General features: G+C 45.5%; 23 protein-coding genes. 6 read left to right on the forward strand and 17 right to left on the reverse strand.

The genetic code is table 11. The annotated features are described in order from the left end of the window. Positions 1-57: 57 nt before the first annotated feature. The 5 genes from gntR to OA79_RS06815 form a co-directional block, all read right to left on the reverse strand. Entirely contained in the window at positions 58-1053 is a 996-nt protein-coding gene (gene gntR, locus OA79_RS06795; RefSeq protein WP_063332603.1) for a gluconate operon transcriptional repressor GntR, read from the reverse strand. Positions 1054-1131: 78 nt separating this feature from the next. Next, positions 1132-1635: a gluconokinase gene (locus OA79_RS06800; protein WP_063332476.1), complete on the reverse strand. Its 504-nt coding sequence runs from the start codon at positions 1633-1635 to the stop codon at positions 1132-1134. 78 nt (positions 1636-1713) lie between these two features. Then, a complete protein-coding gene (locus OA79_RS06805) occupies positions 1714-3030 on the reverse strand; it encodes a TRAP transporter large permease (protein ID WP_063332477.1) in 1317 nt (438 codons plus the stop codon). After that, the gene (locus OA79_RS06810; protein ID WP_063332478.1) at positions 3023-3580 is read right to left on the reverse strand and encodes a TRAP transporter small permease subunit; all 558 of its coding nucleotides are present in this window, start codon (positions 3578-3580) and stop codon (positions 3023-3025) included. Before OA79_RS06810 ends, OA79_RS06805 begins: the two co-directional genes overlap by 8 nt. Positions 3581-3662: 82 nt before the next feature. Then, the gene (locus OA79_RS06815; protein WP_063332479.1) at positions 3663-4679 is read right to left on the reverse strand and encodes a TRAP transporter substrate-binding protein; all 1017 of its coding nucleotides are present in this window, start codon (positions 4677-4679) and stop codon (positions 3663-3665) included. Between the two features lie 284 nt (positions 4680-4963). Here OA79_RS06815 and OA79_RS06820 point away from each other — a divergent pair, with 284 nt between their 5' ends. Continuing rightward, positions 4964-6829 carry a DUF294 nucleotidyltransferase-like domain-containing protein gene (locus OA79_RS06820; RefSeq protein ID WP_063332480.1) on the forward strand — a complete coding sequence of 622 codons (1866 nt, stop codon included), beginning with the start codon at positions 4964-4966 and terminating at the stop codon, positions 6827-6829. Further along, positions 6829-7491 carry a 3'-5' exonuclease gene (locus OA79_RS06825; RefSeq protein ID WP_063332481.1) on the forward strand — a complete coding sequence of 221 codons (663 nt, stop codon included), beginning with the start codon at positions 6829-6831 and terminating at the stop codon, positions 7489-7491. The genes OA79_RS06820 and OA79_RS06825 overlap by 1 nt, the downstream gene beginning before the upstream one ends. Before the next feature lie 46 nt (positions 7492-7537). On the opposite strand, the gene OA79_RS06830 is transcribed toward OA79_RS06825, so the two are convergent. From OA79_RS06830 to OA79_RS06845, 4 genes are all read right to left on the reverse strand, one after another. Beyond that, positions 7538-8347, reverse strand: coding sequence for a UDP-2,3-diacylglucosamine diphosphatase (locus OA79_RS06830; RefSeq protein WP_063332482.1), 810 nt, complete (start codon positions 8345-8347; stop codon positions 7538-7540). Between the two features lie 88 nt (positions 8348-8435). Continuing rightward, a complete protein-coding gene (locus tag OA79_RS06835) occupies positions 8436-10205 on the reverse strand; it encodes a GGDEF domain-containing protein (protein ID WP_063332483.1) in 1770 nt (589 codons plus the stop codon). A 217-nt stretch (positions 10206-10422) separates the two neighbouring features. Then, positions 10423-10605: a hypothetical protein gene (locus tag OA79_RS06840; protein ID WP_063332484.1), complete on the reverse strand. Its 183-nt coding sequence runs from the start codon at positions 10603-10605 to the stop codon at positions 10423-10425. A gap of 107 nt (positions 10606-10712) precedes the next feature. Beyond that, the gene (locus tag OA79_RS06845; protein WP_063332485.1) at positions 10713-11606 is read right to left on the reverse strand and encodes a helix-turn-helix domain-containing protein; all 894 of its coding nucleotides are present in this window, start codon (positions 11604-11606) and stop codon (positions 10713-10715) included. Positions 11607-11870: 264 nt separating this feature from the next. On the opposite strand from OA79_RS06845, the gene pobA reads away from it, so the two are divergent. After that, a complete protein-coding gene (gene pobA, locus OA79_RS06850; protein ID WP_063332486.1) occupies positions 11871-13067 on the forward strand; it encodes a 4-hydroxybenzoate 3-monooxygenase in 1197 nt (398 codons plus the stop codon). 91 nt (positions 13068-13158) lie between these two features. Here pobA and OA79_RS06855 read toward each other — a convergent pair whose 3' ends face one another. The 8 genes from OA79_RS06855 to OA79_RS06890 form a co-directional block, all read right to left on the reverse strand. Beyond that, positions 13159-14178: an LPP20 family lipoprotein gene (locus tag OA79_RS06855; RefSeq protein ID WP_063332487.1), complete on the reverse strand. Its 1020-nt coding sequence runs from the start codon at positions 14176-14178 to the stop codon at positions 13159-13161. Further along, a complete protein-coding gene (locus OA79_RS06860) occupies positions 14178-14807 on the reverse strand; it encodes a penicillin-binding protein activator LpoB (RefSeq protein ID WP_063332488.1) in 630 nt (209 codons plus the stop codon). Before OA79_RS06860 ends, OA79_RS06855 begins: the two co-directional genes overlap by 1 nt. A 63-nt stretch (positions 14808-14870) precedes the next feature. Next, positions 14871-16544 (reverse strand): hypothetical protein, encoded by a 1674-nt coding sequence (locus OA79_RS06865; protein ID WP_063332489.1) that lies wholly within the window; start codon positions 16542-16544, stop codon positions 14871-14873. A 246-nt stretch (positions 16545-16790) separates the two neighbouring features. Continuing rightward, entirely contained in the window at positions 16791-17264 is a 474-nt protein-coding gene (gene secB, locus OA79_RS06870; protein ID WP_063332490.1) for a protein-export chaperone SecB, read from the reverse strand. Between the two features lie 70 nt (positions 17265-17334). Next, positions 17335-17589 carry a glutaredoxin 3 gene (grxC, locus tag OA79_RS06875; protein ID WP_063332491.1) on the reverse strand — a complete coding sequence of 85 codons (255 nt, stop codon included), beginning with the start codon at positions 17587-17589 and terminating at the stop codon, positions 17335-17337. 9 nt (positions 17590-17598) lie between these two features. Continuing rightward, positions 17599-18018: a rhodanese-like domain-containing protein gene (locus tag OA79_RS06880; RefSeq protein ID WP_231908824.1), complete on the reverse strand. Its 420-nt coding sequence runs from the start codon at positions 18016-18018 to the stop codon at positions 17599-17601. 175 nt (positions 18019-18193) lie between these two features. Next, positions 18194-18997, reverse strand: a complete 804-nt coding sequence (locus OA79_RS06885; protein ID WP_063332492.1) for a DUF1338 domain-containing protein — start codon at positions 18995-18997, stop codon at positions 18194-18196. A gap of 122 nt (positions 18998-19119) precedes the next feature. Further along, the gene (locus OA79_RS06890) at positions 19120-19995 is read right to left on the reverse strand and encodes a LysR family transcriptional regulator (protein ID WP_063332493.1); all 876 of its coding nucleotides are present in this window, start codon (positions 19993-19995) and stop codon (positions 19120-19122) included. A 162-nt stretch (positions 19996-20157) separates the two neighbouring features. On the opposite strand from OA79_RS06890, the gene amaB reads away from it, so the two are divergent. The 3 genes from amaB to OA79_RS06905 all read left to right on the forward strand — a co-directional run bounded on the left by amaB (position 20158) and on the right by OA79_RS06905 (position 24040). After that, positions 20158-21702 carry an L-piperidine-6-carboxylate dehydrogenase gene (amaB, locus tag OA79_RS06895; RefSeq protein WP_063332494.1) on the forward strand — a complete coding sequence of 515 codons (1545 nt, stop codon included), beginning with the start codon at positions 20158-20160 and terminating at the stop codon, positions 21700-21702. 29 nt (positions 21703-21731) lie between these two features. Beyond that, positions 21732-23003 carry an NAD(P)/FAD-dependent oxidoreductase gene (locus OA79_RS06900; RefSeq protein WP_063332495.1) on the forward strand — a complete coding sequence of 424 codons (1272 nt, stop codon included), beginning with the start codon at positions 21732-21734 and terminating at the stop codon, positions 23001-23003. Between the two features lie 128 nt (positions 23004-23131). Continuing rightward, positions 23132-24040, forward strand: coding sequence for a LysR substrate-binding domain-containing protein (locus tag OA79_RS06905; RefSeq protein ID WP_063332496.1), 909 nt, complete (start codon positions 23132-23134; stop codon positions 24038-24040). Positions 24041-24074: the final 34 nt, after the last annotated feature.

Genomic DNA, 24074 nt, shown 5'->3' on the forward strand with positions numbered 1-24074 from the left:
CCTAGGCATGAAGGATTTATGTGAAAGACCGTCATCGCTAAAAAGTGAGGACGGTCGTTAAATGCTTTCGCCAATATCAATTTTGAAAGGAAGCTCGATGACGGCTTGCGTAATTGGGGTGCCTTGGAGCCTTGATAATAAGTGTTCGGCGGCCAGTCGTCCCATGTCTTCTCGTGGTGTGATGACCGTGGCTAATAACGGCACCATGGCGCGCGAGATGTCATGACCATGAAACCCTGCAATGGCAACGTCCTCAGGAATGCGAATGCCCGATTTTTGGCAGGCATAGAGCGCGCCAATGGCTAAGTCATCGTTGGTGCAGAAAATACCATCGGTATCCGGTTGTTGGGCTAATGCTTCTTTTAGAAAGTTGGCCCCCATGGTAAAGGAAGAGGCGTTGTGAGTTTTTAGGCACAAAGGCGTTAGCCCGTGATCTGTCATGGCGGTTTCGTAGCCACGAATTTTGAGCAAGGTCCTTTGGTCCATGCGAGCAGCAAAATAAACAATTTTCTGGCGACCACGTTTTATCATGCATTCTGTCATGGCATAAGCGGCCGCTTGGTTGTCGATGCCAATGGCTTGCTCAATAGGCGGCGATACGGAATCCATGATCTCGATGACAGGAATGCCAGCGACGGCAAGCATTTTTCGTACGCGATCCGTATGGTAACTTTCTGAAATGATTAGCCCATCCACACTGTAGGACAGCAAGGTCGCAATACGAGACTCTTCGGCCTCTTTGCTATAGCCATAGTGCGCCAGCATGGTCTGATAACCGGCAGGCTCTAAGACGCTTTCGATGCCTCTTATAACTTCAGAGAAAACCTGGTTGGTTAAAGAGGGCAGCAACACACCAATGGCGTGGCTTTTTGACTTGGATAAAATGTCCGGTGCACGATTGGGAATATAGCCAAGGGTTTCTAACGCCGCTGAGATCTTTTCTTGCAACGGTGCTGAGACAGAGTCAGGTGTTCTCAAATAACGGCTTACCGTCATCTTTGTCACACCGACTAAGTCTGCAACATCTTGTAATGTAGGGCGTTTATTCTTCATCTTAATGGCCATATCCATGATTTGTTACGAGTAACATTACCATAAGCAAATCATGGCAAGAAAGAAAACTCACTTAAATTATGCCTTTTGAGCATAACCTTTGAGTCCATTAATGGCTTCTGTTAAGACGTCTTTTGCTTCCTGTGAAATATCGATCACAATGGCTTCTTCTGATGTGGGTTCAATCAATGTCTCAAACTGGCTTTCCAACATGCCGCGGCCATTGAAGTAATGGCCATGACGTTTTTGATGACGTTGCCAAATGGTATCAATGTCGCCTTTTAAATAAATCATGGCGACGTCATCAAGCCCTCGGCGTAATATGGTCCGATATTCAGGCTTTAAGCCGGAGCAAGCAATCACGGCAGTAGGGTTGTCATGCAGCAGTTGGTTTAAACTTGCCAACCAGTCTTTTCGATCGTCATCGGTTAATGGCGTGCCTTTACTCATTTTGGCGACATTTTCTGGGCTGTGAAAATCATCACCGTCAAAAAAAGGGCAACCTAACTGATCCGCTAGGCCTTTACCTATTAAGGATTTCCCGGATCCAGAAACACCTAATACAACAATTCTTTTCGTCATTCTGTTATTCCTTAATCGCCTTGCCAGTTGGCAAGGCGAGGTCTTCGTATAAGCTTAGTCAGACTTTTGATGTCGTGATTATTGCCACCATAGCGCCAATTCTGGGAAGAAAATGACCAGCGCTAGAACGGTGATTTGCAATCCAATAAAGGGTAAAAGTGAGCTAAAAATTTCACCTAAACTGATGTCTTTTGGTGCCACGGATTTCAAATAGAAAGCCGCCGGTCCGAAAGGCGGAGACAGGAAGGAAACCTGCATATTCAGGCAGAACACCACACCGAACCAAATTGGATTGAGACCCAAGCTTGAGATGATGGGCACAAAGATTGGCATGGTCAGTAAGGCGACACCGACCCAGTCTAAGAACATACCAAGCACTAGGAGTACTAGCATCATGATCAAGACGGTGCCCATAACGCTGCCACCACTCAAGGTTAGAATGGTCTCTTCAACGAAATCAATGCCGCCCATGAGGTTGTAAACGCCGACTAAGGCGGTGGCGCCAATGCCGATCCAGATGATCATGCCACAGGTACTCATGGTGGCTTTGGCGCTGTCTTTTAACATGTCTAGGGTCAGTTCGCCGCGAATCGCCGCGCTGATCATGATTCCTACCACACCTAATGCTGAGGCTTCGGTCACCGAGGCGATACCAGAATAAATACTGCCCAGTACCGTCATCACGGTAAGTAACGGAAAGAGCAAAGCTTTGAAGTAGTTCACATCTTGTTCGGCTGCCAGTTCTTCTTCACTTGGCAGAGGCGCGTACTCTGGGTTTAAGCGACAAATGATGAGTACGTAGGCCATGTAAAAAAAGGCCAGAATTAACGCTGGTAGAAAGGCGGCTTTAAATAAATCTCCGATCGAAACGCTGGCGGTTAGGCCATAAATGATCAACACAATGCTAGGCGGTAGCATGGTTCCAAGGGCGCCACCCGCACACGTGGTACCGATCGCTAACTTGCGGTTATAGCCCAAGCGTAGCATTTGCGGTAAGGCTAAAATTCCCAGTAATACGGTTTCGCCACCAATGACACCAGACATGGAAGCCAAGACAATGGCAACCAGTAGGGTTTGAACGGCTACGCCGCCGCGTAAACGACAACCAAATACTTTCATGGCGTCAAATAAGTCGCGGGCGATACCAGACCTGTCAAGTAGGGCGGCCATGAGGACAAACATCGGCACCGCGAGGAAGACGTAGCTGCCGACAAAACCATATAAACGGCTAGTAATCAGTGGTAGAGCGCCAAAACCAAACCAGCCAATCGCGAAAACCAAAGCAACCAATGCGGTGACAAATGCCAGCTGCATGCCTGTTAATAGTAAGAGAATCATAGAGCCAAGCATTAACAGGCTGCCGTAGCCAATGCCTAAAGCGGATAAATCAAACATTGTCTTGTTTCCTTAGGCCGTTTAATTCTTGTAGCAGATGTAAGATGAATTGAATAAACATGATGCACAGGGTGACAAAAATCATGCCTTTCACCAACGCAGGGAAAGACGGATCAAAGGCCGAGCCAGAGGTTTCAAGGCGAACCTCGCCAAACGGCGTAAACCAAGAATCTTGTACCATTTGATAAGCCGCCCAACTGAGTAGGCCGGAGAAAATAATGCCCATAATGTGGTGGAAAACATTGAGCCAGCGACGCACACGATCCGAAACCAAATCGTAAATCAGCACCACACGGACATGTTTGTTGGTCGACAAGGCATAAATACCACCATAAACAAACAAACAGCCGCCGAGAAAGGACGCGGTTTCATGAACCCAAATCGTGGGCGCATTGAATAAATAGCGCATTAGGACTTCGTAAAAGGAAATCGCGACAGTAAAAATAAAGAGCAAACTCAACATATTACCGAGCTTATAAATTAAGCGGTCAAGGGCATTGCGAGGTTGCTCTGACGAATTTTGTGAGTCTGGGGGAGTTTGATTTTTCATGATCTTGATCCAATAGAAAAACAGGCGTCAACATGAAGACGCCTGTTTGGCTTCAAGCAAACTAGTTAAAACAGTCGAATGCTTATAGAAGACCGTTTTGTTCTAGGTAAGACGTAATAGAGTCATAGACTTTTTGTGCATTTTTTGAACTCTTGGCAAATTCTTCCCATTGAGTTCGAGCAATGGCACGAAACTTCTTACGTTCTTCTGCAGACCAATCATGTATGGTGATGTTTGGATCTGCTTGAGCCGCTTTTACCGCAGCTTGGTCAGCAATGCGCAGTTGGGTTGTCATATCCTGAGCAAAGTCTCGAACCGAAACGGTTAAGATAGTTTGTAAGTCAGCTGGTAATTTATCCCACTTTTTCTTATTCATCGAAATATCGATTAATGGTAGAGAGTGGAAGCCAGGTTGTACTGGGTGAGCGGCAATGTCGTTCATACCCGCTTTCTGGTTCGTTGAGAAAACGGTGTAGTCCGCCGCGTCGATAACGCCTTTACTCAAACCAGTAAATACTTCGGAGCCAGGTAGGTTAACCGGAGCGGCACCAGCAGCGGCAAAGACGCGTTGCACCAAACCTTCAGGCGCTCTCAGTTTCAGACCTTTTAGATCTTCAACACCATTTAACGGTACACGAGAAACCAACGATTCAACACCTGTGGTCGAACCGCCAATGAATTTAACGCCGTATGGCGCGTACAATTCATTCATTAGCTCGTAACCACCACCGTAGTTAATGTATTGCAGTAGTTGCGAAGTATTTGACCAAGCACCTACTGTGTTACCAATTAAACCAAAGGCTGGGTCTTTGCCTGAGAAAAATTCGGTCGCCGTAATCTGCCCATCCAGAATGCCCATCTTGATGCCATCTAATGTTTCAGTATGTTTGAAGATACTGCCAACAGGAAGAAGGTCGATCTCAACTCGGCCACCGGTCATTTCTTTGACACGGTTTACCCATTCTTTTTGAACTTGAAAGTTCTTATCACCAGCGGGATCAGAAGATTGGAATTTGAAGGTATAGTCTGCGGCGAAGCTAGGTGCGGACAGAGCGCAAGCTAGAGTGGCGCTTAACAAAGTGGTGCTGAGCTTTTTCATAGTATGGTTTCCCATTGATTATTTTTTTAGGAAATTCAGAGTTAACCAATAACAAATGTTACCGGTAACTAGCGACTGAATGTTACCGGTAACTTTTTGTTTTAGTCAAGGCGATTTTGGATAAAAAATTCATATCGTATTGAGATGCTTGATATTTAAGGAAATATTTTTTCTGTTTAGATAAGAAACCTACGGAGATCTTGTTAGACATTGGTCTAAACTGGATTTAGCTCTGTATCAGAAAGGCGCACAATGTGTTTAACACCAAATAAGAAGAAATCAATATGGCCGCCATCGACATTCCTGAAGTGCATAAATTTATTGAGTCCACTCCACCTTTTGCAAGTTTGAGCGATCAAGAGCGCAAGCAGCTTCTCTCGGGTGTGGCCATGCTGTATGTGCGGCAAGGCCAGACGCTGGTATTGGAAGAGGAGGCGGCGACTGTGCATTTGATCCGCCGTGGTGCCTGTGAAATTCGCACGCCAAAGGATGGTTTGGTTGATCAAATTGCTGATGGTGAATGTTTTGGTGTGTCGAGTGTGATGGCGCAGAACCCTGATGGTTTAAAAGTGGTCGCAATGGAAGACAGCTTGGTGTATCGGTTTAACAGGAGCCGGTTTCAAGACATGTTGAAGCAGAATGATGCATTTGGACTTTTCTTTGAACATACTCAATTGCACCGGCGGCGAAAATTGTCACGTCGACGGGACAGTGAGTTGGCTTCCCCCGCGCTGCAATTATCGACCTCAATTTCACATATTATGACCCGTCAATTAGTCCAAGCGAGTCCCAGTGAACGTGTGCAAACCATTGCCATGCGAATGACGGAAGCCAGAGTGAGCTCTATATTAATCCTTGAAGAGGAGTCTTTGCTGGGCATTGTCACAGACCGTGATTTGAGGTCACGGATTTTAGCCTTAGGAGGTTCAGCGCAAGCCGTTGTGGCTGACATTATGACGCAATCCCCAGTCACCCTGTCACCAGACGCCTTGGTCATGCAGGCGCAAACCCTGATGAGTGAAAGCAACATACACCACCTTCCTATTGTTGAAGAGACGGGAAAGGTGGTGGGTATGCTGACTGCGGCGGACTTATTGCGACATCAAGAATTGAGCCCTCTGTTGTTTATCAACCAGATTCATCGACAAACGTCTGTGGAAAGCTTGGCTCGCATTTGTCAGCAGTGGCCAACCTTGATCATCAATCTGATTGTCACCGACATGAAGCCTGCTGACATTGGTAAAGTGCTGGCCACCGTCAGTGATAATCTGACCAAGCGTCTGATTGAGTTAGCTGTGATGGCATTAGGGAAGGCGCCCATGGACTTTCAATTCTTGGTGTTTGGTTCCCAGGCTCGGCAGGATCAATCTTTGGGCAGTGACCAAGACAATGGGTTGATGCTGGAGAGGGCACCGGATGAGACAGAAGCCGCTTATTTTGCGGATTTATCAGAATTTGTCTGCAAAGGTTTGGCGTCCTGTGGTATTCGTCTTTGCCCTGGCAACATCATGGCCAGCAACCCACAGTGGCGTAAAACACAACAAGGTTGGCAGCAGGCATTTGCGCAGTGGATTAAAAGTGCCGCTCCCAGTGCGTTGTTACATGCCAGTATTTTCTTTGATATTCGCTGTGTGTTTGGTGATGACGCTCCCGTAAAGCGATTGATTAAAGGCATGCAGGTCGAGGTGGCGCAAAACAGTATGTTTCTTGCCACACTGACTCGTACTGCAATTGCCACAAAACCGCCACTGGGTTTCTTTCGCCACTTCCTATTGGAGTCCTCCGGTGAGCACAAACATCAGCTGGATTTGAAACATCAGGGGTTGGCTTTGATTAATGATTTAAGCCGTTTATATGGGTTGTCTTGCAAGGTTTATCGGGAGTCGACACTAGAGCGAATAGAACAGGCCATTCGCGAACAGCTTATTAGCGTGGATACGGCTCGTAACCTGATGGACGCATGGGATCATTTGAATGGTTTACGGCTTGAAGCGCAAAGTCGTCATTGGCAAATGTCGGGGACAGCGAGTGCTTACCTTGATCCGAAGAAACTAAGCCCTTTAGAGCGAAAACATTTGAAGACAACTTTTAGCATCATTAGCGATGTACAAGACATTGCTCAACAGAGGTTTCTTCGAGGTTACAGCTAATGTGGTGTCGTCTTTTATCACGGGTTAAACATTGGCAACAACAACGGCAATCTTTGCTCCGATCTTGGTCAGATTGGGAGTATGTGGTGCTGGACATTGAAACGTCTGGGCTGGATGCAAAGCGGGACCATATTGTGAGTCTAGGCTGGGTTTGTATTAAGCAAGGAGTAATTGATTTAGACAGTGCTCGTCATCTGGTCTTGGACACAGCTGAGGTCGGTGAAAATGTCGGTATTCATATGATTACGGATGCGGATATTCAACAATACGGAAAAAAACAAGAAAGTGCATTACGTTATTTACGGCATTTTCTGCGTGGGCGCATTTTGGTGGTACACCATGCACCGTTGGAAATTAACTTTCTGAAAGCCGCATGGCAGAAGCATCTTTTACCGTCTTATGGATTAACCTGGCTCGACACCTTGATGTTGGAAAAAGTTAAAGCGGATCGAGCGCAGCAGCCGATTCAAGAAGGCGGTTTTCGTTTGAATCATTGTCGAGAACGCTACCGCTTGCCAGAGTATCAAGGGCATGATGCCTTAACGGATGCGCTTGCGACGGCGGAATTGCTATTGGCACAAATTGCCTACCAAGGGAAGAACTGCCGCTTGTATGATTTGAGTCAGATGGCGGGAGGCCGAAGCCGTCTATCGCCCCGTTAAACAAGGCGATAGACGGAAAAAACAAAGGTGCCTTTGTTTAAGTTTTTTAAGCTGTATTACGTGAATAGTTTGGCGCTAAATCCCATTCTTCTGGCTTAGGTTCTGTGCCAAGGTGTTTAGGGTTTTCTGACCAATGTAACAGACTCAGTTCACCGGAAGAGGACTCGGTGAGTGCCGTACAATGTTCGACCCAATCACCGTCGTTACAATACAAAATACCTTCTTTCATTTGAAACGAAGCGAAATGAATGTGCCCGCAAATGTAACCATCCACCTTGTGACTTTTGGCGGACTTCAACGCGGCGGTTTCAAAACGTTCGATGAACTCTTTGGCCTTGCCTATGTGGCTTTTGAGGTAGCCCGCAAGGGACCAGTAAGGCAGACCGAGAAAGCGTCGAATGCCGTTAATGGATTGATTAAGCGACAGCATTAAACCATGAGCTTTGTCACCAATGGCCAACATCAAAGGGCTAATTTTCACCATCTGATCAAACTCGTCGCCATGGCTAACATAAAAGCATCGACCATCGGCTGTGTTGTGACGAGCATGCAGTTGGATGTCTACGCCAGATAAGGTTTGACCGGCAAATTGACGAAAGAAGGCGTCGTGATTCCCTGGGATGTAAATCACTTTAGTTCCAGATTTTGCCATCGCCAAAACCTGTTCAACCACTTGATGATGAGCATCAATAAAATAGGCCTTATGGCGCATGGCCTGTAAATCGATGATGTCGCCCACCAAGTATAAGGTGTCGGTTTCAATGCTTTGTAGGAAGTCCAATAAATGAACCGCCTGACAGGCTTTGGTACCTAAGTGCACATCGGAAATGAACACGGATCGAAATCGAGTTTGCATAATCGCCTCCTTTAAAGGGTTTTGCCCTGTTAAAGAACAGATTAAAGAGGCTATATGACAGACTTGTGAGTGCTTTATGACAGTTAGATCACAATTCACCAACGGTTTGTTTGGTTTCCGAGATCAAGCGAGGTTGTAAGTGAATGTGATTGCCGCCTGTCTGCTTCGCTTGTTTTTTGGCTTGGGCTGCCAGTTCAGCCACTTGGTGATGGTTACGACAATGAGTTGGGTGTACGACGCCAATAGCAAGACTTAGGATAGGATGAAAGCGAGTGTCACCATGACGACTTTTCGTCCAAACGCCACCTTCCGCTAAAGTCTCCTGAGTGTAAAACTCTCTTACCTTACTCGCGAAGGCGTCAAGAATATGTTGGCATTGTAATTGCCAGTCATGATCGCCAAAAATCACCACAAAGTCATCGCCGCCAATGTGGCCAATGAAATTATTTGGGGCGACTAATTCTTTGATGAGAGAGCCAACTAATTGGATGACGGCATCGCCTCTTGAGTAACCAAAAAAATCATTAAATGGCTTGAAATCATTGAGATCAAAATAGGCGACATAAAAGTCATCTTGGGCGGCTAAGCGACGGCTGACCTCTCGATGAATTGGGACGTTGCCCGGCAGTAATGTTAATGGATTGGAGTAAGTTGCGTTTTGAATTTTTAACTCTGTAATGCGCTTTAGAAGGTCTTTTAAGTGCCCTGTTCCTAAGAACTTGCCATCACGTACCACGATGATTTCGTTGTTAAGAGTATCCGCTTCTTGGTTGGTTACCATGGTAGAAACACTGGCCAAACTGACATTGCTTTCTACAATGAGTACATCCTCGTTTAATAAGTTAGTCACGGGTTTGTGTTCATACAAAGCACGGCCATAAGGCGTTGAAAACAGTTCGTGTAACTGGTGACGACGAATGACACCAACAGGATGATCGTTGTGATCTAACACGGGAATGGCAATTAAATCCGGGTGCTTTTTAAAACGCAGCGAAGCTTCATCTAATAAGCTGTTCTGCTGCAAACTCGGGGTAGGACGACACAGTATTTGTACTGTTTCGGAGTGATCATTTTGAAACTGAGAGCGACGTTGTGCTTGCTTTACCAAATAAGGGTGAGTGCTAAAGGCTGGCGTCTCAGTTGGACGACCTAAGAAATAGCCTTGCCCTAATGTGATGCCAATCTCAATTAATTGATCCAGCTCTTGCTGATTTTCGATGCCTTCGGCGATTAAAATGCAATTCAAACGTTGTGCAATGGTTAGGATTGAACGCACAAATTCGCGTTTGATTTCATCTTTGTCGATGCCTTGAATAAAATGCTTATCCACTTTGACGATGTCAGGTTGCAATTCAGACCACAGCTGCAAGCCTGAGTAGCCAACGCCTAAATCATCGATGGCCACTTGGAAGCCCATTTTTCGGTAGTGCTCAACACTGCTTCTTGGTAACCCATTGTGATCGTATGGATGTTGTTCTGATAACTCGATCACGATGTCTTTTTGATCTAACCCTAAGTCATTGAGAATGCCTAATGTCATGCCTGATTGATGCTCTGGAGAGCCTAATAGTGATGCACTGACATTTAAGAATAATCGACCTTTAAGGTTGAGTTTAGAGAATTTGCTAATGGCTTTTTCGCGGCACAATAATTCTAGCCGGTGCAGTTGCTCTTCTTTTAGCGCTAAGCTAAAGAGCGCATCAGGGGAAAATAGTGCCGAATTTTTAGGGCCGCGAGACAGAGCTTCGTGACCATAGATTTCACCATTACTCAAATCATAGATAGGTTGAAAATAAGGTGTGATCAACCCATTTTTGAGTATTTTTTGCAATAAGGCAGCTTCGTCTATTTGACTCATTTTCTCTCTAATACATCTTAGTGATTAATTAATAGAGAATTTTATGTCACATTTATGACAATTTAATGAACGGCAAAGAGGAAATAAAGACGATAATAAGGATGAATAAAAAAGGTGAGATAGGGGACAAAAAAGTACTAACCTGTTACCGGATCGATTTTTTATTTTAGCCTTTCGATCATCGGGAACATTAGGTTAGTCGAGCGACACAGAAAACTTAGTGTTGTGACGCTGACTTGAAAGGACGAGCAACGGTTAGGCCAGTGAAAAAAGCTTTGACATGAGACGTTACTTTTTTGATTGCTTGTGCGTAGTAAGCACGACGAAGTTCGTAAGCTTTTTCAACATAAAAGTCAGCGTCTAGGTTACCAAAAGCATCGTATTTGTATTCGTTTTTCATAGTGTTTCTCCTGAAATATTGAAGTTTGTTTTGACACTACGAATTATAAAATTTGACCAACTATTCAGCAAACGATCAATTTTCAGCTAATAGGTTAGAAAAATTCATCAAATAGAGGTTTGATTGCTTAACACTCGAAATTTTCCAGGCGGCATACCCGCGGCACGTTTAAAAAAACGAGAAAAATAACCAGGATCTTTGAAGCCTAAATCATAACTGATTTCATCTACTGAGCGAGCAGTGTAGATTAGGCTACGCTTGGCCTCAATCAGTAGCCTTTCATGCGCTAGTGCCAGCACACTCTTATTAAATGAAGCTTTGCTTAAGCGGTTTAAACGGCTGGTGGAAGTACTGAGAGCTTGTGCGTAATCTTGTGTGCTCCAGTGTTCTCGAAAATGCTTTTCGATTAATTCTTTTAGTCTTTGTATGCGGCTACTTTCGGCAATTTCTGCCGCGCTTTCCACGCCATTGTTTTGTTGTTGACGGTGTAAAATTAGCAAAATGGCCTTGATAAGATACTCGCTCATCAAAGCGCGGTCTTCACGAATGTATGAAGATTCACTCTCCAGTTGCTGAATCAATGGCCATAACTCCGAAAAGTGATTCCGGTTGCCATTAAAATTAATTTGGCAGGCTTGGCTCAGCAAAGGTTTGATGAATTTTGCGGCTTTTTCCTGGTAAGCGTCTTCTAGTAATGGTTCTGCGATGCTAATGACTCGTCCATCGGTATCTGGGGCGAAGTGAAAGCTGTGGACGACGCCCGCAGGCACAATGATGGCCCAAGCACCAAGTAAGTTCTGTTGTTGATCGTCTAGTTGAACCTTGGCTTGCCCTGATTTTAGGATCAAAATTTGGAACAGCTGTGCGTGTCGGTGAGGGCTGATTTTCCAGCCTAGATTACTGCTTCTGTCTTCTATGTCTTCAATATGGAAAAACTCTGGATCATTGATCCAACTGGACTCTCCATACAAACCAAAGTGCGGAATCTGATTTTTGTTCATAAGCTATTTTTACATTTTTATTTTATATGGTTTGACTTTTATCTTGCTTAAGATATGACGTAAAGCCAATAAAAATAAGGCTTTTACGTAAAAAGTATATTTTTACTCTATTCTTCTATGATCAAAAAGTACAATTTTTTGATCACTTTTCACCTAACTAAGAGAGCGCTTGGCTTCTATGATGAAGATCAAATAGTGCTGTTATTTAGTATAAAGACTAAACATCGAGCACCGAACAAAAACAATAAATGAAGGTGAGAGAGCATGAAAACTCAAGTGGCAATTATTGGGGCAGGTCCTTCAGGACTATTGTTGGGACAGCTTCTTGCCAAGCAAGGTATCGACAACGTTATTATTGAACGTGTCTCTGGCGAGTATATATTGGGCCGTATTCGTGCTGGTGTATTGGAACAAGGTATGACCGACTTGCTGCGAGAAGCTGGTGTTGGTGAACGTATGGATCGGGAAGGTCAGGTTCATAAAGGGGTTGAGTTAGCCTTTAATAATAAGCGTGTGCAAATTGAGCTAGAAAAACTCACCGGTGGCAATACTGTCATGGTGTATGGTCAGACGGAAGTGACTCGCGATTTGATGGAAGCTCGAGCCGAGAAAGGTCTAACAACCTATTATGAATCCAGTAATGTGGTATTACATGATGTGAAATCCGCAACCCCATACGTTACGTTTGAGCAGAATGGCAAAGAGCATCGTTTGGAGTGTGATTACATTGCGGGTTGTGATGGCTTTCATGGGGTTTCTCGTCAAACCATTCCAGAGTCGTCTCGTAAAGAATTTGAGCGCGTGTATCCATTTGGTTGGCTTGGTATCCTATCTGACACTCCACCAGTGAATGATGAGTTGATCTACTGTAAAACCGATCGTGGTTTTGCCATGACCAGCATGCGTTCAGCAACACGCTCACGTTACTACATTCAAGTACCTCTCACGGACAAGGTAGAAGATTGGAGCGATGACGATTTTTGGACGGAACTTAAGAATCGTTTGCCAGATGATGTGGCTGAAAGATTGGTGACTGGCCCAAGCATTGAAAAAAGCATTGCTCCTTTGCGTTCTTTTGTATGTGAGCCTATGCAGTACGGTAATTTGTTTCTTGTCGGCGACGCGGCGCACATTGTGCCTCCAACCGGTGCGAAAGGTTTGAATCTAGCGGCATCCGATGTGGCGACTCTGAATAAAATCATGGCGCGAGTGTATCAAGAAGGGGATAAAGAGTGTGTCAATCAATACTCTGAAATTTGCCTGCGACGTGTCTGGCACGGTGAGCGTTTCTCTTGGTGGATGACCAATATGTTGCATGACTTTAGCGATGAAGGCAGTAAAGACGCGGAAACTCACGAGCGATTCATGAGTTCGGAATTGAATTTCTATACCGATACAGAAGAAGGTCGTCGAGTCATTGCCATGCAATATGTTGGCTTGCCTTACGAAGATCTCAAATAGTTTGTCGAAAGCCATCTGATGGCATTTAACATGCTCTTAAAACAAAAAACGACTCCCGAAGTGAGTCGTTTTTTTATGCCAGTAAAATGTTTTATTCTAAACGTGTTAGCCAAGTGAACATGGCACTAATGGCTTGTTTCGACCAATTCGTGGTGGCGGCATCCGCGGCTCTTTGTGAGTCTTTAGCAATGCCTCGGGCACTGACTGTCCAAGATGCCAAGCGAGCATTATTTGGACCAAATAAGGCAAGGCTGCCTTCTTCAAACACATAATGACGTCCAGATTGCTGTTCGCTGTGTTGGCTGGTATTGCTCTCTAAACGGAACAAGGCTGGGCTTTTTGGCGTCATACCAAACTCAGATAAAGCACTAGCGAGGGCATTGGCTTGCTGTGTCTTTGAAGGGTCAACACCGTAGCTCAACAGCGCTTGATTGAGTTGTTGTTCAATGCTGATCACCTCATCACTGGCACGACCGGCTAAAGTGCGCTCAGTTGAATAGAGTTGTAATTCTTCGACATAAGATTGGCGTTGTGCAAAAGCGGGTATCAATCGCATATAGGTTTGCCAATCCGCTGGCGCAGCGTCTTCACCGAGTTGTGTGGTGAGCGATTCTGCGTTGTTGATAATGCTCAAATCAAGATCGTGAATGGCACTTTTGAGTCGGCTAACAATGCGAGAGCGATCAATGGATTGCAAGGCGTACACATATTGATTGCCAGCGTACCTCTCTTCATTCGTGGCTTGTTCTAACTCAATGGGGGCGGTGGCCACTTGTGTGTAAGCCGTTTGTACTTTTGATACCTGCTCTTTGCCGTTGCTAGACGAGACTTGGGTGTTTTGCGTATTGATTTGACTGACTTGAGTCGTCAGCTGTTGAGCAATTTGCGCATTGCCATTTTGTTCAGCCTGACTAAAGGCTAAAGCAAGATTGTCTATTTTAGGCGCACTGCCAACACCATAAAGATGTGTTTGGCTTTGAGGTGGCGAGCTGACCCAGCTTGGTAGCGTTTCTGCATCTTTAGACGATTGATTGAAACTACTGAAACACCCCGAAAGACTGGCGGCTAAGCCAGTCATAAAGAGGCATTGCATGACTGAGTGTTGCGTCATTAAAAGAAACCTTTGTCAGCCAATTTTTTGATTTTCTTTTGACCATTCCATACTTCGCGATTAGTGGTCATATCGATCAGTTTAAGGTCTACTTGATAGAAGCTGACACGTTGTTCGCCGTTTGAGTCCACAATGGAATTAATGGTGCCAGAGAGGGCAAAGCCTGCTCCTTGCTCTAGACCAAACTCAGCCGCCGTTCCTGATGCCGCATTAAGCTCTTGGTCTTCTCGTTCGCCGCGAACATCGTCACGTTCTGCCCCAGAGACTACAAAATCCACTTTCCCTGAACGAATGAGACTGCGTTTGATGTCATTGATAAAGGTGTCTACTGGAATGTGTTCAGAGGATTTATTACGAATGGATTGAACAATAACCGTAGGATTGCCTTTTTGGTTGAAGTTGAAATCTCGGAACCAAGGGAAGGTCAACATGTCTGTCATCATTTCTTCGGCCACAAGACGAGAGTCTGTGTCGTTCCAACGGTCTGATAAAGCAACTTCTTCGTTATCCCCAAGACGCTTAACACTGCCGCTTGAACAGGCCGTGAGTAACAATGCCATAAATAGGGTAAATACAGTACGACAAGAGAAGGCGTTCCGTGTCACTGATGTTAATGGTTGAATTTTCATAGTCTTTTCCTTACATCACCTTAATAAGAGCTTAGTGAATCCGCTCTGGTTAGTTTAATCCATTTAATATGGGTTGCGTAGATTCCATACTTTTATTTTGTTGGCTTTTAAAGATGTCTCGCCAAGCGAAAAGTGTTTGCCATTGGTCTCATAAGTCGGTTGGTATTTGCCGGCGCTTAGCGGTGTTCGGGTTAGGCGAACTTGTGCTGGTAGTGTTAACCAGTTTCGAGTGTCGGCGGCCGATGTGGCTAAAACCGATATTTGACCAATAAAATTGAGTAACATAGCCGCGCCTTCGTCTTGCACTTCTGATGTGATGCGAAATGCCAGCCAGCTGCGAATGAACTCACGAATCATGCTTTCGTATATGTCCCTTTGGGCATTCGCTAGTTGCTCTTGAAAAGCGATGTCGGCTAAGGAAGTCATGCGTAAACTGTCAGTCTTTTCAATTTGCTTGGAGACGGTTAAGTGAGTGTCATGTTGATCGAGTGTAAAGCGACGATAGTAGGGTACGGTAACTCGAATGTTTTGCTGTGTGAGCAAGGTATCAATATTGGATTGTTCCAGTTGCTGCCAGATTCCTGAACCAAGGATGACGCGTTTGGTGAACACACCTGAAAAAGCCCCCCAAGCCCCGCCAGCTTTATAATTGGCAATCATATTCAGCGGATTAATGTCAGCATATACCATGGTAAACCAACGAAATGCATCGTTGTCTTCCATTCGTCCGCCACCATGTAATGGCTCTAATACTAGAGAGTATGACCAAGGTTCAGCGTATAGAATGAGTGACATTTCGCTTTTGTCGGGCACAAAACCTTGGTGCTCAAGTACCACGAGTTCAGCACTGTCTGGTTGATAGGTCTGCAGTGTTTCCTGCATTTCAGGAGACAATTTGGCTTGGATCGTTTGCGCTATTTCCGCTGCATCGAAGCCGGTTTTTTTCATCATACGGATGGTATCTAACCAAGCTCGTTCTGCGCTGACGGCGGGTAGATTGTATTGTTCCGCATAGCCATTTTGATACAACTCAGCGGCTTTCTGATAGCTGATACGAGCATCGTCGTATTCACCGCTAATTTCGTATTGCAGGCCTTCCATATATCGTGCCCAAGCATCATCACGATATAGAAATTTGTCTCGATCTAAACGTCCTGTGTAAAAACGACTTAACCAAGAGATGGCTTTTTCATAAAAAGCCTGATCTTGTTTAGCATCGAGTTGTTCATAACTTGGCGTTTGAGCACGGATTTCATTGAGCTTGATGTCAATGCGGCGGGCTTCAACTAAAGCAGAATCTAATAGTTGTCGCTGTTTTGATAATGTCTCTGCTTGTTCGGCTAGGGCGAGATAGTTAAGCGATTTTAAATAACTAATGTAAACCCGTTCTACTCCCGAACCACGGTAATTACTTTGTCGTGGGTTTGAGATCAGTGCCCAAGTGCGATTTGATAAGCTTTCTTCGAGGAAGGTATCACTCAGCCTTTCGGCTTTTTCAAGCAGCGTATTGCTGCGCTCAAAGTCACCTTGATTTTGCGCTAAACTGCCTATCTCCATATAGTAAAGTAACTGGTCTTGTGAATTGTCCAAGGCGTCAGTGAGGTTGTCCTCAGCGGCTTTCCATTCACCTTGCTTGGCATGTGATAATCCAACTTCTATGTCATCTCGGTAGGTCGCACAGCCAGATAATAAGGTGGTAATGATCAAACAGACAACGCAAGTTAACAGCTGGTTCACTCTACATCCCTTTTGCCAAAAACTGATTTACCACCAAGAGTCCAAACAGAGCGAAACAAGCTAAATACAATAATAGCCATCGTGCTTTTAGACAATATGGGCAAGGCTTCTTTTTCTTTCTCATCACAGCTTCCATTTGAGATATTGATCAGACCTTATAAGTAAAAGGTTTTCTTATGCTATAAAAAAAGGAGGCGCATGGCCTCCTTTTTTTACACAAACTTGATTCAAGTTCAAATGCGTTTGTTACTGAGCCGTTTCGCCTTGCTGCTTTTGTAGGCTTTCTACATACAGTGCATCAAAGTTAATTGGCGCTAGCATGATGGCAGGGAAGCTGCCTTTTACGACCATTGCATCGATGTTTTCACGAGCGTATGGGAAAAGAGTAGCAGGGCAAAAAGCGCCAAGAGCATGGTGTAACTGTTGCTCATCCAATCCAGAAATCACAAATAGACCACCTTGTTGAACTTGAACTAGGTAGCCAGTTTCGCCGTTGTTTTTCACTGTTACGGTAATTTCGAGTACTACTTCGTAAACATTTTCACCAACTTGGCGGCTTTTCGTGTTTAATTCCAGACCAACTTCAGGTTTCCACTCTTCTTGGAAAATCATCGGTGCGCGAGGTGATTCGAAAGAGATGTCTTTCAAAAAGACACGTTGTAGAGACAGTTGTGGTGTTTGCGCTTCTTGTGTTTCTTGAGTTGCCGCTGTATCAGCCATGCTTGTTCCTTGTTTAAATCATTTCACGTTGTTATTTGGTTTTTATGTTGCTGGTGTTTTCGAGCGTGTTCTATTGAGACAACAAAGTGTCTAATTTTTGTTCACGTTCAAGGGCGAAAAGATCATCGCAGCCGCCAATGTGTTGTTCACCAATCCAAATTTGTGGAACGGTGTGACGGCCACTTTTTTCCATCATCTCTTGTCGTAGAGCACGCTCGCCGTCGACGCGGATTTCATTAAACGCCACGTCTTTTGTGTTTAAAAGTTGTTTTGCTCGAACACAAAAAGGGCAGTAATCACTTGAATAGATAGTCACAGTGGCCATAATTTCACATTAACCTTTCACTAATGGCAGGTTCGACGATTGCCATTCAGCAATGCCGCCTTGCATCTTATAAACCTTGCTATAACCTTGTTTCTTAAGGTCTTTAGCGCTAGGGCCAGCCGTAATTCCTGACTTGCACACCAAGATAATGGGGGCATCTTTGTGTTTCTCAAGACGGTGTAAGTTGTCTTTCATTTTCGTCGCAGGAATGCTGATTGCGCCAGTGATATGACCAGCGTTAAATTCTTTCTCGGTACGAATGTCGACAACAACGGCTTCTTCATTATTCATCAAAGTGGTGGCCGCCGCAGGTGTTACGCCTTGAGCACCGCCTTTTTGTTCAACAAAAATCAAGGTAATCAGGATGGCGAAAAAAACCGCGACCATTTCCCAGTGGTTGATCGAAAATTCAATAAGTTGATTCATCATAATAGTAAAGCCCATGTTTAAACTGCGAGCATTATACACGGCAAGATGAATCGGTACATACTCTCATGAGTCTTGAAAGGCGCAAATTGGGTGATTGCAGAATAGGCTCGAAAAACACTCAGCTATTTCGAGCCTATTTTAGAGTCGACGTGTATAAAAATGCGTGCTTATCCGGTTACTTTGCACTGGTGGAATCGAAAATCTTATCCGCGTTGCCCTCGATAAAACTGTCAAATAGATTGCCATCCGGCATTTCGTGACGCTCTGCAAACTCATAGAAACAGCTTGGGATCAGACTGCTTTGTCCATCGGCGAACAAGTAGTCGACTTTATCTGCCATGGTTGAAGATTGTTCTAAGTAGGATTCTGGAGAGCCTTTTATTAAACCGCCAACGTCGTTAAGTACATAGCCTTGGTCGATTAACGTTTGGTTAACCGTCGTAATCTTGTCGAATTTGGAAAGGTGATTAATGCTGACCGTAAAGTGATTGGCCTGCAATCCCATGGTGGTTAACCAAGCGGCGTATTCACTGTGTTTGGCTAACGTTAGGTAGTCCGCTTGTGTGGGAGTAGACCATAATAATCCAGCATAAAAAATACTGGGGTCTTGAACCGCATCGGAGGGTATTTGAGCCACATATCGACTCAGGATGTCTTGGCATTCTTGTGGTAGCTCGTCTATTAATAATTCTGAAAGAAAAATTTTAGGCGCTTGTGAATCGTCGGTGTGGCGGTAACAACGGGCCTTTAAATGTTTATTTTCAAAACGAAAGGCCCCATAAGCCTGATAACCAAGAGCGATTAATTGTGGCTCAAGTTTCTCCAGAGAGATGGGCGAATTGTTGAAGGTCCGAAAAGCCACGTGATCGTTTATCACTTGCTCGCCATAACCTTTAAAGAGGGTTTGAATGCTCTGCGCTTGTGGGGTGACTTGTGTGTATTTTTGCCATAAGGCAGCGAAAAAATCCTGATAGGTCATGGCGTTACTCCAAATAAGTTGTCCTTACATTACTCTACTGCATTATTAACGGCTTCGACAAAAGCTAAAAAAGCATTTGATGATGCAGAAAAGTTGTGTGACCTGAATCAGCGTGCGCGGTTTTACTCTGAGCGTAGCGCATTTTCTTTTGCTCTAGACGGTACAAATAGCTGCTGTTTCGCCGCCAATATGGTGTTGATCAAATGCGCCGGAAAGCTTCGTGATTTTTGATGCGCTAAGCCAACCACACGCTTCAACTTGACGTCATTTAACGGCCTGAGACATAAGTCTTTTCGACCTCGTGATGAATGCTCAGGGATCAGTGAAATGCCCAATCCTGCGGCAACCAGATCCAGAGCGTACTCTTCGGTTTTTACTTGTGCCCTGACATCGGTCGTAAGCTCTTGTTTTTGCATGAGATAGTGCCATGACTCGAAGATGTCACAAGGTGTGCGAGAAATAAAAGGCTGTTTGTCGATTTGTTTAATAGACAGGGAAGGGAAGTCAGATAACCAGTGGTCGAGTGGCATGGCGATGACATAATCGTCTTCCCACAAAGGGTAAAACACGTCTTCTTCCGTAGTATAACGATGACAAGTGAATCGTAAATCGGCACTTTCCGATTCGTCGACCAGTTTTAAGGTCAGTCCAGAGACTTCATCCAGCATGGTTTTGATGACTTGGCTTATCAGTGCTCCGGATAAAAACGGTGCCAGAGAGATAGACAGCGTAAGTGGTGCTGGTGTCTGGCTAAAAAGCTGACGCATACTGCTCATGTCATTCACCATTTTACAGGCATGAGGATACAGTTGTGTTCCGCTATCCGTTGCTGATACGCCTTTTGAGTGCCTGACGAAGAGCTTGGTGCCGAGGTCTTCTTCTAATTGGCTGACGGTGTTTGAAATCGATGGCTGGGCCACAAAACAGCGTTTGGCGGCGGCACTTAAGCTGCCTTCTTCGTACACGGCAATGAAATAGCGCAAAGATCGAATGTCCATCAGAACCTCAAGAAAAAGCTGAATCTTCAATATACCTATAGGTTTTGGGTGTTGCTATAGGAAAAAACTAGACCACTAGCAGAAAAAGCATATTTCTCATTTCTATCTTGGCTGGGATAAGGTGAAGACATCTTTCGAATTAACCTACAAAAGAGGCGAAACATGTCACAGACTTGCTTAGAAACCTTGGGCATCAACAAGCTAAAAGACGGTGATACTTATTACAGCGTGATGACTGGGAACACGATGTCATTAGGCCATGGCGCGGCTTTTTCTGCCCATAGTCCTATTGATGGAAACGTTTTATCGAGCTTTTTGAACGCCACACCAGAGCAACTGGATGGGGTTAGTACCGAATTGAGAGCGGCGTTTAAAGCTTTGCGTATCATTCCTGCGCCGCGTCGTGGTGAACTGGTTCGTCGCATTGGTGAAGAAGCGCGTAAGTATAAGCATGAATTGGCACAAGTGATTTCGCTGGAAGCTGGCAAAATTATGCCTGAGGCATTGGGTGAAGTGCAGGAATGGATCGATGTTTGTGATTTTGCTGTCGGTCAGTCACGAATGCTGCATGGTTTGTCTATCGTGTCTGAACGTCCAGGCCATCGAATGATGGAGCAATGGCAGCCGCTCGGGCCTGTGGCGGTGATTACGGCGTTTAATTTCCCAATGGCCGTGTGGGCTTGGAACGCCATGTTAGGCCTTGTTTGTGGTGATCCAATCTTACTCAAGCCATCTGAAAAAGCCCCTCTTTGTGCTTTGGCCATGTATCAAATTGCGCAGAATGTGTTGGCGGATATGCCTGACATACCCAAAGCTTCTGTTTCTGTCATGATTGGTGATCGTGATCTTGGCGAAGCCATCGCCGCAAGCGAGACGTTTCCTCTGGTGTCGGCGACAGGGTCGACGGCCATGGGGCGAGCGGTTGCTCAAACGGTGGCGGCGCGTTTAGGCCGTTCATTGCTCGAGTTAGGTGGTAATAACGCGATGATTGTCTCAGACACAGCGGATTTGGAATTGGCATTACGCGCCATTGTGTTTTCGGCGGCAGGCACAGCAGGGCAGCGCTGTACGACCTTGCGTCGTTTGATTTGTCACGACGACATTGTAGACGGCTTGGTTTCCCGTTTAGAGACATCCTACCGTTCTTTGCCGATTGGCAATCCACTAACCGAGGGAACGTTGGTCGGCCCCTTGATTGATGGGGGAAGTTATCAGCGAATGCAGGCCGCCTTAGAATCAGCGAAGCAGCAAGGCGGAGAGCTTGTGTGTGGTGGTGAACGTGTCACCGACGACGTCCCTCAGGGTGGTTATTATGTGCAACCGGCTATCGTGCGCATTGCGCATGATGCGCCGATTGTGCATGAAGAAACCTTCGCGCCTATTTTATATATTTTAACTTATTCCGATTTTGCGGATGCCATAGAGATTCAAAATGAAGTGCCGCAGGGCTTGTCGTCGGCAGTTTTCACAGAGAGCATGCGCGAAGCGGAATTCTTTATGTCTCCAGCGGGTTCTGACTGTGGTATCGCTAATGTCAATATTGGCACGTCTGGTGCTGAGATTGGTGGCGCATTTGGTGGCGAAAAAGACACTGGCGGTGGGCGTGAATCCGGTTCTGATGCTTGGCGAAATTACATGCGCCGTACGACGAATACGGTGAATTACGGTGGTGATTTGCCGTTAGCGCAAGGGATTGTCTTTGAGTAAGTTCGGTCCGGCTTAGTGAGGATGGGTAGATGATGGAATCCGGTTGTCAGTCTCTGTGGCGAGCGAGTGCGGTTGACGCGCCTTCGTTGGCGGCTTTGAAAGGATCGCATCAGGTTGATGTGGTGATTGTGGGCGGCGGTTTTACTGGGCTGTCGACGGCACTGCATTTGGCCAAAGACGGGATGGCTGTTTTATTGCTGGAAGCAGATGAGCTTGGTTATGGTGGCTCTGGACGGAATGTGGGCTTGGTCAATGCCGGCGTTTGGCTAGAGCCTGATGTATTAGATAAGCAGCTTGGTGTGGAGGCAGGGCGTCGAATGTATGACGCGCTTGCGGCGGCGCCGGACGCCGTTTTTCAACTCATTGAAGAATATGACATTGAATGTGGTGCGGTTCGTAATGGCACCTTGCATGCGGGCGTTGGTCACGCCGGATTGGCGCAATTAGAGCGTCGTTTTTCGCAATTGAAACAACGTGGTGCTCCTGTCAGTTTATTGTCTGCGGAGCAAGCTCAAGCACGCATTGGCTCGGATAAATTTAATTCGGCTTTGTTTGATCCAAGAGCGGGAACTATTCAGCCTTTGTCTTATGTGCGTGGGTTGGCCAAAGCGGCTTTAAAAGAAGGGGCGCAATTGTTTGAGTATTCGCCCGTTACCAGTTTGACCTCATCACAGGGCAACTGGTTAGTCAAAACGCCGCATGGGGAAGTTACAGCCAGTAAGGTGATTTTAGCCACGAATGCCTACTGCCAACATGGTGTGGCGAATCAGTCGAGTAAATTTGTCCCCATTGCTTACTCGCAATTAGCGAGTCAGCCATTAACCTCTTCTCAGCTAGCTCAGGTGTTGCCAAATAAAGAAGGGGTTTGGGACACTTGCACTGTGATGAGTTCTTTTCGTTTAGACCAGCAAGGGCGGCTGATTTTTGGCGGCATGGGAGCAGAAGGGCGGGTGTTGTCAAATTGGGCATCACAAAGAGTAAAAGAGCTTTTTCCGTCGCTTGGCGAATTGACTTGGGAGTACAGCTGGACAGGAAACATTGCTTACAGTGCGGATCATTTACCACATTGTCAGCAGCTGACAGAAGGTTTGTTGAGCATTTCTGGTTACAGTGGACGCGGTATTGGCCCTGGTACTGTGATGGGGATGGAATTAGCGCAATGGATAACAGGGCGGAGAGAAGGGTTATCTGTGCCAACGACCATACTTAAAGACATTCCATTTCGCGAAATACAACGAATTTTTTATGAGATAGGCGCGCAAACTTATCATCTGGGTCAGCAAGCTCATGCATTGCGTTAGCGGATGCTGATTTAGATGCATCTTTATGGTGCGATTTTACGCGTTATTTGCTGTTTACTGGTTGGGAATTATCGCGTTATAGGATACAGTGGTTGACTTATGTTTATAGCTAATGAGTAGCGCCTAGCATGCGTCGTTATATCCCATCCTCCACGGCTTTGAAGTGCTTCGAAGCCTCGGTTAGACATTTAAGCTTTACCAAGGCCGCGGAAGAGTTGCATCTGACTCAAAGTGCCGTCAGTCGTCAAATCCGTAATCTCGAAGAGTTTCTTTCTCGTGACCTTTTTATCCGTCTCAATAAGCGACTGGTGCTGACGGGAACGGGGGCCGCTTACTACAAAGAAGTCGTGCCTCTGCTGGATCGAATGGAAAACGCCTCATTACGAATGTTGCATCGTGAAGACGAAAAAACCACTTTAACCTTATCGGCTTTACCTACCTTAGCATCATATTGGTTAATGCCATTGCTGGCTGAGTTTCAACATCTTCATCCACAATTCCAAATCAAAGTTCGCTCATTAGATGATGCGGCTAAAATTGATCCAGATGCCGTGGATGTGATCTTGCATTATGGTGGTGACCACTGGCCACGAGCCGTGTCTCATCAGTTAATGAGAGAAGATGTGCTGGCGGTATGTTCTCCGCTTTTGTTAGAGCGAGTGGATGCCAATAAATCCGCTTGGCAAGTGGCGGATGTTACCCAATTTCCTTTTTTACATTTGTCGTCGAGAATCAATGCGTGGCCTGATTGGATGGTGTCGCAAGGTCTAGAAAGCGGTTCGTTTGCTGGGGCGTCGTTCGCCCATTTTCATATGCTATTAGAAGCGGCAAAGAACAGCATGGGAATTGCCATTTTACCCTGTATTTTAGCGCAGAAAAGTCTGGCCGATGGTGACTTAGTTGCACCGTTTGGTGGGCCTGTGCCGACGCCTCATGAGTATCTTTTGTCGTACCCTATTGATAAGGCTGATTTAGAACAAGTGGTGGTGTTTCGTGATTGGCTTTTAGCGACCTTAGAGCATCATAAACAAAATTAATGGTCTGAATAGGTAGGGCAGTCTGTAACAAAAT

The sequence above is a fragment of the Marinomonas sp. TW1 genome, assembly GCF_001625355.1.
GTDB lineage: Bacteria > Pseudomonadota > Gammaproteobacteria > Pseudomonadales > Marinomonadaceae > Marinomonas.

What these genes read in the sequence shown, in the direction of transcription:
- gntR (WP_063332603.1), bottom strand. Translation starts at nt 1,053, where the DNA reads ATGAAGAATAAACGCCCTACATTACAAGATGTTGCAGACTTAGTCGGT.
- OA79_RS06800 (WP_063332476.1), bottom strand. Translation starts at nt 1,635, where the DNA reads ATGACGAAAAGAATTGTTGTATTAGGTGTTTCTGGATCCGGGAAATCC.
- OA79_RS06805 (WP_063332477.1), bottom strand. Translation starts at nt 3,030, where the DNA reads ATGTTTGATTTATCCGCTTTAGGCATTGGCTACGGCAGCCTGTTAATG.
- OA79_RS06810 (WP_063332478.1), bottom strand. Translation starts at nt 3,580, where the DNA reads ATGAAAAATCAAACTCCCCCAGACTCACAAAATTCGTCAGAGCAACCT.
- OA79_RS06815 (WP_063332479.1), bottom strand. Translation starts at nt 4,679, where the DNA reads ATGAAAAAGCTCAGCACCACTTTGTTAAGCGCCACTCTAGCTTGCGCT.
- OA79_RS06820 (WP_063332480.1), top strand. Translation starts at nt 4,964, where the DNA reads ATGGCCGCCATCGACATTCCTGAAGTGCATAAATTTATTGAGTCCACT.
- OA79_RS06825 (WP_063332481.1), top strand. Translation starts at nt 6,829, where the DNA reads ATGTGGTGTCGTCTTTTATCACGGGTTAAACATTGGCAACAACAACGG.
- OA79_RS06830 (WP_063332482.1), bottom strand. Translation starts at nt 8,347, where the DNA reads ATGCAAACTCGATTTCGATCCGTGTTCATTTCCGATGTGCACTTAGGT.
- OA79_RS06835 (WP_063332483.1), bottom strand. Translation starts at nt 10,205, where the DNA reads ATGAGTCAAATAGACGAAGCTGCCTTATTGCAAAAAATACTCAAAAAT.
- OA79_RS06840 (WP_063332484.1), bottom strand. Translation starts at nt 10,605, where the DNA reads ATGAAAAACGAATACAAATACGATGCTTTTGGTAACCTAGACGCTGAC.
- OA79_RS06845 (WP_063332485.1), bottom strand. Translation starts at nt 11,606, where the DNA reads ATGAACAAAAATCAGATTCCGCACTTTGGTTTGTATGGAGAGTCCAGT.
- pobA (WP_063332486.1), top strand. Translation starts at nt 11,871, where the DNA reads ATGAAAACTCAAGTGGCAATTATTGGGGCAGGTCCTTCAGGACTATTG.
- OA79_RS06855 (WP_063332487.1), bottom strand. Translation starts at nt 14,178, where the DNA reads ATGACGCAACACTCAGTCATGCAATGCCTCTTTATGACTGGCTTAGCC.
- OA79_RS06860 (WP_063332488.1), bottom strand. Translation starts at nt 14,807, where the DNA reads ATGAAAATTCAACCATTAACATCAGTGACACGGAACGCCTTCTCTTGT.
- secB (WP_063332490.1), bottom strand. Translation starts at nt 17,264, where the DNA reads ATGGCTGATACAGCGGCAACTCAAGAAACACAAGAAGCGCAAACACCA.
- grxC (WP_063332491.1), bottom strand. Translation starts at nt 17,589, where the DNA reads ATGGCCACTGTGACTATCTATTCAAGTGATTACTGCCCTTTTTGTGTT.
- OA79_RS06880 (WP_231908824.1), bottom strand. Translation starts at nt 18,018, where the DNA reads ATGATGAATCAACTTATTGAATTTTCGATCAACCACTGGGAAATGGTC.
- OA79_RS06885 (WP_063332492.1), bottom strand. Translation starts at nt 18,997, where the DNA reads ATGACCTATCAGGATTTTTTCGCTGCCTTATGGCAAAAATACACACAA.
- OA79_RS06890 (WP_063332493.1), bottom strand. Translation starts at nt 19,995, where the DNA reads ATGGACATTCGATCTTTGCGCTATTTCATTGCCGTGTACGAAGAAGGC.
- amaB (WP_063332494.1), top strand. Translation starts at nt 20,158, where the DNA reads ATGTCACAGACTTGCTTAGAAACCTTGGGCATCAACAAGCTAAAAGAC.
- OA79_RS06900 (WP_063332495.1), top strand. Translation starts at nt 21,732, where the DNA reads ATGATGGAATCCGGTTGTCAGTCTCTGTGGCGAGCGAGTGCGGTTGAC.
- OA79_RS06905 (WP_063332496.1), top strand. Translation starts at nt 23,132, where the DNA reads ATGCGTCGTTATATCCCATCCTCCACGGCTTTGAAGTGCTTCGAAGCC.